The sequence below is a fragment of the Streptomyces sp. NBC_01433 genome, assembly GCF_026340105.1.
In the GTDB taxonomy this organism is placed as follows: Bacteria; Actinomycetota; Actinomycetes; order Streptomycetales; family Streptomycetaceae; genus Streptomyces.
Genome location: NZ_JAPEPM010000001.1, coordinates 2,567,285 through 2,578,827 on the forward strand (window position 1 = coordinate 2,567,285; position 11,543 = coordinate 2,578,827).

The window sequence follows — 11,543 nt, forward strand, 5'->3', positions numbered from 1 at the left end:
CCTGGCGTCCGGACTCCGGACTCCGGAGTCCCGGACTTCGTGTCAGCGGTGTCCCGGACTCCCGTGTCAGCGGTGCGGTGACATGGAGCGCCTACGGCGCAGCAGTTCGGCCAGGCCCCGGCGGGTCGCGGCGATGACCACCCGGTCCTCGGCGCGCAGGACGTAGCCGGGGTGCAGGTCCCAGATCAGGCCCGAGGGCTGTTCGGTGCCTTCGGCGCCGTACGGGGGGACGGCGGCCAGGTCCGGGTTGCGGTCGGCTGGCGGGGTGGCGTCCAGGGCCAGGACCCGCCAGGCGCCCGCGCGGAAGGCCTGTTCCACGGTGTGGCCCTCCAGTTGGGGGTGCCCGGCGACCTCCAGCGCGGCGAAGAGCATGACCTTGCGTTCGACCGGGACCGCGCCGAGGATCTGACGGCCCATCATGGCGACCGCGAAGGACGGGGCGGCCAGGTGGGACACGGAACGGGAGCGGGTGAGGGCCTGGGGGTGCGCGGTGCGCAGGGTGCGGTAGACGGCGGTGGCGAACTCGTCGTCGTACAGCCGCAGAGCCACCCTGAGGTCCGGCTTCACCGAGCGGGCGTGCAGCGCGGCTTCCAGGTTGGTGGTGTCGATGCTGGTGAGGGCCAGCAGGGCGCGGGCGCGGCGGATCTTGGCCGCTTCCAGGACCCCTTCCTGGGTGACGTCGCCCAGGACCGTCGGGACGTGCAGGCTCCGCGCCAGCGGGATGCCGCGCGCCTCGGGGTCCTCCTCCACGACCACCACGGGGATGTCGAGTTCGCGGAGATGGACGAGGACCCTCGTACCGATCTTGCCGAGGCCCAGGAGGACGACATGGCCGGAGAGGCCGCGTGGCGGGCGGCGCAGCGCGGACGCGGTGCGCAGTGAGCCGAACGCCTCCAGGACCGCGGCGACCAGGAGGGGCAGCAGCATCAGTCCGGCGAGGCCGGAGAGGAGCTGGATGATCTGGCGGGCGGGCGGGCCGTCCTCGGCCGGGTCGCCCATCGCGAACAGGTCGAGCAGGGTGAGGTAGGCGGCGTGCAGCGCACCGTCCCCCGTCGTCAGTACGGAGGCGACGGCCAGGGCGACCACGGCCGTCCCCACCCCCAGCGCCGACCAGCGCAGCCGCCGGGAGAAGACCTGGGCGAGCGGCGCGCCCCGGCCGCCCATCCGTCCGGCGGGCCGGTCCGGGTCCGCCCGGCTGATCGCTTCCAGGACGACGGTGCCCCGTCCCGTCGCGGCGGCCACCGAAGCCTCGTCGGGCAGCAGTCGGGGGCCTTCGTCCCCGCTGCTGTCGGAGCCCTCGGCGCCTGCCGGGTCGTGGGTGGTGGAGGAGAGCAGGGCGAGCGTGCACAGGCCGGGGTCGGCCGTTTCGCCCGGCCGGGGCGGTGTGCGTTCGGCCGCGCGCAGGAGCAGGCCCTCGGCCTGTATGACCTTGCTGCTGCCGGTGAGCGCCGTGGCGGCGAGGGCGGGGGCTGCGGTGTCCGCGTCGGACAGGACGGTGGTGGAGGCGTCCAGGGCGGTGGGGTCCAGGCCGGGCATGGTGACGGCCGCGGCCTGGTCGAGCAGGGTCTCCAGATGCTGGCCGAGCTTGCGGTTGTAGAGCCGGATGACCAGGCGCAGACGCGGGTTGAGGCGACGGGCGGTCAGGGCGGCGCGGATGTTGCGTTCGTCGTCGTCGTACACGAGCGCGAGCGCGGCCGCCCGGTCGACGCCCGCCTCTTCGAGTACGTCGTCGGAGGGCTCCGGTGCCTCCATGATGCGGACCGCCTCGACCCCGGCGTTGGTGTCGTTGTCGCCGGGCCCGGCGCCGGGCCCGGTACCGGTGCCGTTGGTGGTGCCGCCGTTGCGGTTCATCGCCGACGACATCCGGCCGAACAGGGCGGAGGCCCGGCCCCGTTGGGTCAGCGGCAGCTCCGGGCGGTTGGCGTCGCGGCCCGGCGGCAGCAGGAGGGTGACCCGTTCCCCGTACACATACCGCAGCTCCACGGCGAGCCGGCGGGCCAGCGCGTCGTCGCCGCAGACGACCATGTGTCCGCTGGACGGGGGGCGTTGAGGCTGCGGAGGAAGGGGGAGTGGGGGCACGAAACCCAGCATGCCTTGCTCCGTCCCGATCGGTAAGGAGTGTTGGTGATCATTGCGTGACGGGGCGGGCGGGGCCGCAGAGATTGCCGGGGCAGGGCGGGCAGGCAGGGGCAGGCAGGACGGAGCAGTCAAGGCCGGGCGGCGGTTACGGCGGTCGGGGCCCGGTGTCGCGGCACTGAGGACAGCGCCGCAACAGCCGGGTCGTTCCCCTTCGCTCCCCCGTGCTTCCCCCGATTTCCCCCGTACTTTCCCCGAGTCCCCCGTGCGTTCCCCCGTACTTCCCCCGTGGGTTACTCCGGTTTCCCGCTGTGTTGCTGACCGGATCGTGTCACTGGAGGGCGGACCGACGCACTGCCGGAATCCGGCAATCTTTATGTCCCCTTGATGCCGGGCACCGGCACCGTCCCATGTGCGTTAAGGAAGTGACAAGAGACTTTGCGACTGGAGGGACGTACGTGGCCGAGCCGGAGATATCCGAGGCGCTTCTGGGGGACTATGCCCGCATTCTGGGTGAGGTCGCCGACACCAGCCGCCGGCTCACGCGTGAGGAACTGGAGACCCGCCGTTCGCTGGGCCGCCAGGCCGCCGAGGCGGGGCACCAGCTGCGCGCCCTGGTGACGCTGCACCTGTCGGTGACCCGCACCGACTGGCCCCGCATCGCGCTCGCGGACACCGACACCGGCACGGATTCCGTGCTGGCCGCGGTGGAGCAGGCCGTCGACGCCTTCGCCGAGGGCTTCGAGCGGGCCCAGCGGCTCACGGTGCGGCGCGAGGAGGCGGCCCGCCGGGAGTTCATCGACGACCTGCTCTACGGGCGCAGCGACCTGGGGCGGCTCGCCGAGCGGGCCACCCGCTTCGGGCTGCGTCTGTCCCGGGCCCACGCGGTCGCGGTGGCCGTGGGCCCCGAGGCGTACACCGAGACCGATGCCGTGCCGCGCCGCGTCGAGACGGCCCTGCTGGCCCGCTTCGGCGGCCGGAAGATCCTGCTGACGACGAAGGACGGGCGGCTGGTCTGTATCGCCCCCGGCAGCCAGCCGGACGTCCTGAGGTACTTCGCCAAACAGGCCCACGCGGCGACGGACGGCGGCCAGGTCGCGGTCGGCCGCCCGCACCGGGGCCCGGGTGGCGTCGTCCACTCGTACGACGAAGCGCTCGACGCCCTCGACCTCGCGGGCCGGATGGGGCTGGACGACCCCGTGCTGTACTCCGCCGACCTGCTGATCTACCCGGTGCTGACGCGGGACCGGCAGGCGATGGCCGACCTCGTACGCAGCGAGCTGGGGCCGCTCCAGGAAGCCAGGGGCGGCGCCGAGCCCCTGCTGAAGACCCTCGCCGTCTACTTCGACGCGGGCTGTGTCGCGGCCGAGACCGCCCGGCGGCTGACGCTGAGTGTGCGCGCGCTGACGTATCGGCTGGAGCGCATCCACCAGCTGACGGGGTCCGATCCGTCCGATCCCGCGCACCGCTACACGCTCCAGACCGCGGTGATCGGCGCCCGGCTGCTGGACTGGCCGGCCAAGGAACTCTGAGACCCGGGACCACGCGCCCCGGGACTACGCGCCCCGACGCCACGCGCCCCGACGCCACGCGCCCGAGGCCACACGACCGGCGGTACCTCGCGGTGCGCGGTGTGCGGCCGACGGTGCCGTTGCCGTAACCCGGCAGCTTCGGCCGTCCGCCGCCCACCGTCCGCTGCCCGTCGTCCTTCCCCGCATGCGGGGAAGCCGACCTGCACCTAGCGTGTGACGCGGGGGTTTTCGGGGTGGGCGTGCGTGCACCGAGGGAGATCCACACATGGCTCGTCGGCCCAGGCAGTCAGGGCAGTCAGGGGAGTCCGGGGAGTCCGGGAATGCCAGGCAGTCCGGGCAGGCCCGCCAGGCGCGGGACGCCGACACGGACGCCGCTGCGGGAGGCGGGTCCTCCGCAGCCGCGGGCACGGCCCCCGGAACCGCGCAGGAGCAGCCCTCGCACCGCTGGTGGGTGCTCGGAGTCATCGGCCTGGCGCAGCTCATGGTGGTGCTCGACGCCACGATCGTGAACATCGCGCTGCCGTCGGCCCAGAAGGCTCTCGGCTTCAACAACGGCAATCGGCAGTGGGTCGTCACCGCCTACGCCCTGGCCTTCGGCTCACTGCTGCTGCTCGGCGGTCGCATCGCCGACCTGGTGGGACGCAAGATCGTCTTCCTGGTGGGACTGGTCGGATTCGCGGGGGCCTCCGCGATCGGCGGCGCCGCGCCCAGCTTCGAGGTCCTGGTGATGGCGCGGACCCTCCAGGGACTCTTCGGGGCGCTCCTGGCTCCCGCCGCGCTCTCCCTCCTGACCACGACGTTCACGGTGCCGAAGGAGCGGGCGAAGGCCTTCGGTATCTACGGTGCGATCGCGGGCGCGGGCGGCGCCGTGGGGCTGCTGCTCGGCGGGCTGCTCACCGAGTACCTGGACTGGCGCTGGTGCCTGTACGTGAACATGATCTTCGCCATCATCGCCTTCGTCGGAGGCTCCCGGCTGCTGAGGCCCGGAGCGCCCAGCGACCGTCCGAAGCTCGACGTCCCGGGCGCCGTTCTCGCCTCGTCGGGGCTCTTCTGCATCGTGTACGGATTCTCCAACGCGGAGAAACACGCGTGGGGCTCCGTCGACACCTGGGGCTTCCTGCTGGCGGGCGGTGTCCTCCTGGCGGCGTTCGCCTGGTGGCAGGCGCGGGCAGCCCATCCGCTGCTGCCGCTGCGGGTGATCCTCGACCGGAACCGCGGGGCCTCGTTCCTGGCCATCTTCGTCTCCGGCGCCGGGATGTTCGGCGTGTTCCTCTTCGTCACGTACTACCTCCAGCAGGGCCTGCTGTTCTCCCCGGTCCGCACCGGTCTCGCCTTCTTGCCGATGGTGGCGGTGATGGTGGTGACCTCGGTCGTGACGACGAATTTCTTCGTGCCCCGGTACGGTGCGAAACCGATCGTCCCGCTCGGTATGGGACTGGCCTCCGCCGCCATGATCTGGATGACGACCTTCAACCTGAGCAGCCAATACGCCACCCACGTACTGCCACCACTGCTCGTCCTGGGCCTCGGTCTCGGGCTGATCTTCGCGCCCGCGATGAACCTGGCCACCTCCGGGGTCGCCCCGCGCGACGCGGGGGTGGCGTCCGCGATGGTCAGCACGATGCAGCAGGTGGGAGGCTCCATCGGCACGGCGCTGCTGAACACCCTCGCGACCAGCGCCGCCGCCAGCTACATGGTGGGCCGCAGACCGACCCCGGCCGCCATCGCCCAGTCACAGCTGCAGAGTTACTCCACCGCGTACTGGTGGTCGGCGGGCTTCTTCGCCGTCGGCCTGCTGATCACGGTGGTGCTGTACCGCAGGGGAGCGCCCCGCATGTACGCGCCGGGTGCGACGAGCACGACGGACGGCCCTGCCACCACGTGACAGGGCCGTCCGACCGCCCGCCACGGCCACTCACTCGTGGCAGGGCCGCCCGGCAGCCCGCTACGCCCCCACGTCGCGTCGTTGCATGTCGTCCAGCGACTCCCGCCGTACCAGCAGCCGCGCCGTCCCGTCGCCGACGGAGACGACGGGCGGTCTGCCGACCAGGTTGTAGCCGGACGCCATCGACAGGTGGTACGCCCCGGCGGCAGGCACCGCCAGCAGGTCCCCGGGCCGTACGTCACCGGGCAGTTCCACGCCGTCGGCCAGTACGTCACCCGCCTCGCAGTGCCGTCCCACGACGGTCACCACCCGGTCCGGGGCGGTGGAGTCGCGGCCGACGAGGCGGGGCGCGTACCGCACTCCGTACAGCGCGGGCCGCGGGTTGTCGCTCATCCCGCCGTCGACGGCGACGAAGGTACGGGTACCGGTCCGCTTGACCGCGAGGACGCGGTAGACGGCCACCCCGGCGGGCCCGATCAGCGCCCGCCCCGGTTCGACGGTGAGCCGCGGGACGGGAAGCCCCGCCCGCGTACAGCCGTCGACGAGTTCGGCACGGACCCGGGCCGCGAGGGCGGGGACGTCGAGGACCGGTTCGCCCGGCCGGTAGGCGATGCCGTGCCCGCCGCCGATGTCGAGCTGGGGCAGGGCGATGCCGTGCTGTTCGCGGACGCGGGCGAGCAGTCCCACCATGCGGCGTACGGCGGCGACGTACGGCTTGACGGCGGTGATCTGCGAGCCGATGTGGCAGTGCAGACCGACGAGTTCGAGGCGCGGCTGGCCGAGTACCCGGTCGATGGCGTGCTGCGCGGAACCGTCGGTGAGGGACAGCCCGAACTTCTGGTCGTCGGTGCCGGTACGGACGGCCGCGTGCCCGCCCGCCGAGATCCCCGGCACCACCCGCACCATGATGGGCTGCCGGCTGCCCAGGGGCACCAGGGCCGCCAGCCGGGCGATCTCCGAAGTACTGTCGACGACGATCCGGCCGACGCCGAGCCGTACGGCGGTCCGCAGATCCTCCGGGCTCTTCGCGTTGCCGTGCAGGACGATCCGCTCGGCGGGGAAGCCCGCGCCGACGGCGAGCAGCAGCTCACCGGCTGAGCAGACGTCGAGCCCCAGCCCCTCCTCGCGGACCCAGCGGACGACGGCCCGGCAGAGGAACGCCTTGGCGGCGTAGACGACATCGGCCTCGGCCGGGGGAAACGCGGCGCGGTAGGTGCGACAGCGTCGGCGCACCTCTCCCTCGTCGAGTACGTAGAGCGGCGTGCCGAACCGGTCGGCGGCCTCGGTGAGCGACACCCCGCCGACGGCGACGTCCCCCTCGGGGCCGGGCCGTGCGGAGGCGGGCCAGAGGCCGGAGAGGGAGTCGTCGGCCGCGCCGTCGGGAGCGCCGGGCAGGACCCCGGCCGGGGCGGAGGTGTGGACAACAGGCGTGGTGGTCATGGCGCGTGCCTCTCAGCAGCCGTGGCGGACGAGAGCGGCCTCTTCGGTCACTGGTGTCCCTTCGGTCACCGGTGTCCCTTCAGCCACGGGTGGCCGGGGGCCGGCGCAGGGCGGCCAGGTCGCGGCCCGGGGCGCGGAGAGCTGCGGATCGACGGTGAGAGCGCTGACCCCCAGTGGAGCCGCGAGCGCGCGCAGGGCGGGTTCGGAGAGCAGGATCCACGGCTGCCCGGCGCCCAGGGTGGCCACGAGCTGCGATGCGGAGGTGAAGGCGACGGCCGTGCGGTCGCCGAGCGGGGTACGGAAGAACCGTGCCGTGAAGGAGGGCGAACAGCGTGGGAGGCCCGGCCGGACGGGGACGAAGAGAGTTCCGGCCGGGACGAGTTCGAGAGGGTCGGGGTCCGACATGGTGTTCCTCCTGGCGATTGCGGCCGCTGCTGTCACGGCCCGTCTGCCGAAGCTATGCCCAGCGGGGAGGGGGACGGATACGCCCTTGACGCGCACTTGACGCAAAACCCCGCCCCCGTGACGCGACGCTGACGCGCGTACGGGGGCGGGGTGCGGGGGCGCGGCGCGAGCCGTGCCGGATGTGCGGGCGGTGCGGGTCGTGCGAGCCGTGCGGGTTGTGCTTGGGCGAAGAGGGTGGCCGGGGGTGTGAAGGGGGGGTGACACACCCCCGGCCGTGCCGGGCAGGGACCGGTGGTCAGCCGGTCCGCGGTCTTCCGGCAGTACTGGGGTCGTCCGCCCGCACGGAGGAGTGCCTACAGGTCGAACTCGTGCGGCGGGAGGTCGAGCGCGAAGCACGCCTCCCGTACGACGGCCTGCTCCGACTTGTCGAAGTCGCCGTCGGCGCCGCCGATGATGATGCCGATCTGGATCACGGCACGCGCCTCGGCGGGCTTCTTCTTCGCCTTGGCGATCTCCTGGAGCACGCTGACCTTGCCGAACGCGAAGTCGGCGGTCAGCTTGTTCACGTAGTCGTTGAAGCGGCGCTGCAGGTCGTCCGCGGGGAAGTTCTGCAGGACGTCGTTGCTCGCGATCAGCGACGCGACGCGCTGCCGCTCGGACGGGTCGATGGAACCGTCGGCCGCGGAGACCAGGGCGCACATGGCCATGCTGGCGTCACGGAACGCCCCGCTCTTCAGGTCGTTCTTCTTCGCCTCGAGCTGCGTCTGCATCGTCGACGCGGATTCCTTGATCCGATCCCACAGGGCCATGACATCTCCATACGTTGCGTTGCGTTGCGGGGGCTGTGCATTGCTGTGCATGCCGGAACCGAGGGAAACTCTACAGCTGTGTAGAAGTCGGCGGGCGAGGTGCCCCTGTGCCCGGAACAGGGCGTTCATGGAATCGGGCGTTACGGGACGATCGCCATCCCGGAGGCGGCGGGGTACAAAGAGGCATGGCCGATCACCGACAGACGGGCGGGGGCGATCGCGGCACTCCCGATGCCGCGCGTATGCCGGACGGCGATGTGGAAGCGGTGACCCGGGCGGTGCTGACCGCGTCGCGGTTGCTCGTCGCCGTCGCCGCGCGATCGCTCGCGGGGGTGGAGGAGCGGGTGACGCTGCCCCAGTTCCGTCTGCTGGTGGTGCTCTCCACCCACGGCGACGCCAAGCTCGTAGCGCTGGCCGAACGGCTCGGTGTGAACCCGTCCACCGCGATGCGGATGCTGGACCGGCTGATCACCGCCGGTCTGGCGGAGCGCCAGGTCAACCCGGTCAACCGGCGCGAGACGGTGCTGAGCGTGACTCCGGCGGGGTACCGGCTGGTCGCGGACGTGACGGCGGGCCGCCGCCGGGAGATCGGCGCGATCGTCGAACGGCTCGCCCCCGCGCAGCGCACGGCCCTGGTCGAGGCGCTGACGGCGTTCACCGAGGCGGGCGGTGAGGCGTCCGTGCCGACGGACGGCACGGACGCGTACCCGCTGGGCTGGACGTAGACACGTACCTGTTGTGCCGGCCCGGTCGCGGCCCTGTACCGCTGGGACCGGACGTGGCCCCGTACCGCCGGACCGGTCGTGGACGTTCGGCACGCCCTGGTCCCTAGTCGCGCGGGTCGCCCACGGGTTCGGGCGTGAGGTCGTCGTGCGAGGGCATCCGGGCCGTGGCTTCGGCTCCGGTGGCAGCTCCGGTTGCGGCTCCGGCGCCAGCTCCGGTTGCGGCTCCGGTAACGGTTCCGGCTCCAGCTCCGGTTACGGTTCCGGGGGCAACCGCGACCCCGGCCGTCCCGGCTTCGCCCGCGGCGGCGCCGCTCTTCCCTTCCCCACGCCCGCGCATGCCCTGGATCTTCGCCACGACGGGCTGGGTCCAGCGGGCGGTGAGCGGTCCGACGATGACGAGAATCAGGACGTACGCCGTGGCGATCGGCCCGATCCGCGGCTCGGTGGCCACGGCCAGGCCCGCGATGACGATGGAGAACTCGCCGCGCGCCACGAGCGTGCCGCCCGCCCGCCAGCGCCCGCGCGAGCCGATTCCGGCCCGCCGCGCCGCGTACCAACCGGTGAATATCTTGGTCAGGACGGTGACGACGGCCAGCAGAGCGGCCGGAAGCAGCACCGGCGGGATCTCGGCCGGGTTCGTGGAGAGGCCGAAGAACACGAAGAACACCGCGGCGAACAGGTCGCGCAGCGGCATCAGCAGCTTGCGCGCGCCCTCCGCGACCTCGCCCGAGAGCGCGATGCCGACGAGGAACGCGCCGACGGCGGCCGACACCTGCAGCTGCTGGGCCACACCGGCCACCAGGACGGTGAGACCGAGGACGACGAGGAGCAGCATCTCCGGGTTGTCGGAGGACACCGCGCGGCTGATGAGCCGCCCGTGGCGCAGTGCCAGGTACAGCACGAAGCCGACCGTTCCGAGGGCGATCAGCAGCGCGATGCTGCCACCGGCGAGGCCGACCCCGGCCAGCATCGCCGTGAGCAGCGGCAGGTAGACGGCCATCGAGAGGTCCTCGATGACGAGGACGCCCAGGATGACGGGGGTCTCACGGTTGCCGAGCCGCCCCAGATCGGTCATCACCTTGGCGATCACGCCGGAGGAGGAGATCCAGGTGACTCCGGCGAGCGCGACGGCCCCGACCGGCCCCCACCCGAGCAGCAGGGCGGCGACCGCACCGGGTGTCGCGTTGAGGAAGAAGTCGACGGCCCCGGACGGATACTGCGTCTTGAGGCTGGTCACCAGCTCGGAGGCGCTGTACTCGAGCCCCAGCAGGAGCAGCAGCAGGATGACGCCGATCTCGGCGCCGACCGCGGTGAACTCCTCACTGGCGCCGAGCGGCAGCAGGCCGCCCTCACCGAATGCCAGCCCGGCGAGCAGGTAGAGCGGAATCGGCGAGAGACCTATCCGGCCGGCGAACCGGCCGATGATCCCCAGCCCGAGAATGACGGAGCCCAGCTCCACCAGCAGTGCTGTGGTGTCATGCACGGTCAGCCCTCCGCAATGATCTCGGAGAGCGTGTCGACGCCCTCACGCGTACCGACGACGACGAGCGTGTCCCCGATGGCCAGGCGAAAGTCCGGTCCGGGCGACGGGTGCGCACTGTGCGTCCGCAGTACGGCGACGATGGACGCCCCGGTCCGGGTCCGCGCCCGGGTGTCGCCCAACAGCCGCCCGCCGTAGGGGGAGCGGGAGCCGAGCGGAATGTGTTCGGTGACGAGGTCGATGCCCTCGGTCCGTACGGCGTCGATGGGCGCGGGATCGATGAGGTGGGCGAGTGCGGTGGCTTCCGAGGTCGTCAGGGGGACCGACAGCCGGCATGAGTCGGGGTCGTCCTGTTCGTAGAACCCGATGAACCGCCGTCCGTCGTGGTGGACGACGACGGAAATGTGCTGCCCCGACTCGGTCGTGAAGTCGTACTGAGCTCCCACTCCGGGCAGCGACGTGTGACGGGTTCCCATGACTTCCTCCCGAGGCGTGCGGCGGTGCGGCGGCGCACTTGATGATCCCTTTATCTGTTCATGACCCTATCCGGAGGGTTCCGCAGCCTCCGTCCGAGCGAGACGACCATCGCTCTCGTGGTCACTCATTGTGATGAATGCGCCGCTTCGGCCGAATGAAGAAACATTTCGCCGCCGGATGCTGATGAGGACGGGCGGGCCGGTTGAAGCCCGCTGAGACCCCCACACCCCGCACGACTGCTCACGCACCTCACGCACTTCACGCAGCCCATAAGGACGGTCCCGTGGTGATGAAGAAGGTTCTCGTGTCATGCGCCGTAGTGGTGTCGGCAGCCCTGTTGGGCACGTCCCCCGCGGTCTCCTCGGTCCTCGCTCCGCCTGCCCCCGGCGAGCCTTCGATGCAGGGTCACGACGGCCGGGTCAAGGTCACCGACCGCGCCTACGGCTACTCGTTCGATCACGCGTCCAAGTCGTCCGCGTACGTGGTGGCCTGGGACGACGCGGCGGAGAAGGCGGGGGACCCGGTCTATCTGAACTACTACCGGAAAGCGGACTCGGGCAAGAAGAAGACCCTCTGGAACAAACGCGGCGGGGGCACGTACACCACGTCGTCCAAGGGCGGTGCGCTCTACAGGATGAACATCTGTGTCTCCGAGTTCATCAACCCCGATGAGTGCGGCCCGGAGCTCGTCTTCTAGCCGGGCCGGTACGCGAC

Annotated in this window: 10 protein-coding genes; 4 read left to right on the forward strand and 6 right to left on the reverse strand. The window is 71.8% G+C overall.

Features of this window, described 5'->3' with window-relative positions; translation table 11 throughout:
• Positions 1 to 66 precede the first annotated feature (66 nt).
• On the reverse strand, positions 67 to 2,091 hold the full coding sequence (locus OG413_RS11550; RefSeq protein WP_266804816.1) for an NAD(P)-binding protein: 2,025 nt from the start codon (positions 2,089 to 2,091) through the stop codon (positions 67 to 69).
• Between the two features lie 443 nt (positions 2,092 to 2,534).
• Here OG413_RS11550 and OG413_RS11555 point away from each other — a divergent pair, with 443 nt between their 5' ends.
• On the forward strand, positions 2,535 to 3,608 hold the full coding sequence (locus OG413_RS11555; RefSeq protein WP_266804818.1) for a CdaR family transcriptional regulator: 1,074 nt from the start codon (positions 2,535 to 2,537) through the stop codon (positions 3,606 to 3,608).
• A 265-nt stretch (positions 3,609 to 3,873) separates the two neighbouring features.
• Positions 3,874 to 5,493 (forward strand): MFS transporter, encoded by a 1,620-nt coding sequence (locus tag OG413_RS11560; protein WP_266804820.1) that lies wholly within the window; start codon positions 3,874 to 3,876, stop codon positions 5,491 to 5,493.
• A 60-nt stretch (positions 5,494 to 5,553) separates the two neighbouring features.
• Here OG413_RS11560 and lysA read toward each other — a convergent pair whose 3' ends face one another.
• From lysA to OG413_RS11575, 3 genes are all read right to left on the reverse strand, one after another.
• Entirely contained in the window at positions 5,554 to 6,933 is a 1,380-nt protein-coding gene (lysA, locus tag OG413_RS11565) for a diaminopimelate decarboxylase (RefSeq protein WP_266804822.1), read from the reverse strand.
• A 12-nt stretch (positions 6,934 to 6,945) separates the two neighbouring features.
• Positions 6,946 to 7,338 carry an SAV_915 family protein gene (locus tag OG413_RS11570; RefSeq protein WP_266804824.1) on the reverse strand — a complete coding sequence of 131 codons (393 nt, stop codon included), beginning with the start codon at positions 7,336 to 7,338 and terminating at the stop codon, positions 6,946 to 6,948.
• Between the two features lie 353 nt (positions 7,339 to 7,691).
• On the reverse strand, positions 7,692 to 8,147 hold the full coding sequence (locus OG413_RS11575; protein WP_073727960.1) for a tellurite resistance TerB family protein: 456 nt from the start codon (positions 8,145 to 8,147) through the stop codon (positions 7,692 to 7,694).
• 242 nt (positions 8,148 to 8,389) lie between these two features.
• On the opposite strand from OG413_RS11575, the gene OG413_RS11580 reads away from it, so the two are divergent.
• Complete coding sequence (locus tag OG413_RS11580) at positions 8,390 to 8,872, forward strand: MarR family winged helix-turn-helix transcriptional regulator (protein ID WP_266810085.1); 483 nt, start codon at positions 8,390 to 8,392, stop codon at positions 8,870 to 8,872.
• Positions 8,873 to 8,975: 103 nt separating this feature from the next.
• On the opposite strand, the gene OG413_RS11585 is transcribed toward OG413_RS11580, so the two are convergent.
• Entirely contained in the window at positions 8,976 to 10,355 is a 1,380-nt protein-coding gene (locus tag OG413_RS11585) for a cation:proton antiporter (protein WP_266804827.1), read from the reverse strand.
• Between the two features lie 2 nt (positions 10,356 to 10,357).
• Positions 10,358 to 10,828 (reverse strand): cation:proton antiporter regulatory subunit, encoded by a 471-nt coding sequence (locus tag OG413_RS11590; RefSeq protein WP_266804829.1) that lies wholly within the window; start codon positions 10,826 to 10,828, stop codon positions 10,358 to 10,360.
• A gap of 284 nt (positions 10,829 to 11,112) precedes the next feature.
• Between OG413_RS11590 and OG413_RS11595 the strand changes: the two genes are divergently transcribed.
• Positions 11,113 to 11,526: a hypothetical protein gene (locus OG413_RS11595; protein ID WP_266804831.1), complete on the forward strand. Its 414-nt coding sequence runs from the start codon at positions 11,113 to 11,115 to the stop codon at positions 11,524 to 11,526.
• The last annotated feature ends 17 nt before the right edge of the window (positions 11,527 to 11,543 follow it).

What these genes read in the sequence shown, in the direction of transcription:
- OG413_RS11550 (WP_266804816.1), bottom strand. Translation starts at nt 2,091, where the DNA reads ATGCTGGGTTTCGTGCCCCCACTCCCCCTTCCTCCGCAGCCTCAACGC.
- OG413_RS11560 (WP_266804820.1), top strand. Translation starts at nt 3,874, where the DNA reads ATGGCTCGTCGGCCCAGGCAGTCAGGGCAGTCAGGGGAGTCCGGGGAG.
- lysA (WP_266804822.1), bottom strand. Translation starts at nt 6,933, where the DNA reads ATGACCACCACGCCTGTTGTCCACACCTCCGCCCCGGCCGGGGTCCTG.
- OG413_RS11570 (WP_266804824.1), bottom strand. Translation starts at nt 7,338, where the DNA reads ATGTCGGACCCCGACCCTCTCGAACTCGTCCCGGCCGGAACTCTCTTC.
- OG413_RS11575 (WP_073727960.1), bottom strand. Translation starts at nt 8,147, where the DNA reads ATGGCCCTGTGGGATCGGATCAAGGAATCCGCGTCGACGATGCAGACG.
- OG413_RS11580 (WP_266810085.1), top strand. Translation starts at nt 8,390, where the DNA reads ATGCCGGACGGCGATGTGGAAGCGGTGACCCGGGCGGTGCTGACCGCG.
- OG413_RS11590 (WP_266804829.1), bottom strand. Translation starts at nt 10,828, where the DNA reads ATGGGAACCCGTCACACGTCGCTGCCCGGAGTGGGAGCTCAGTACGAC.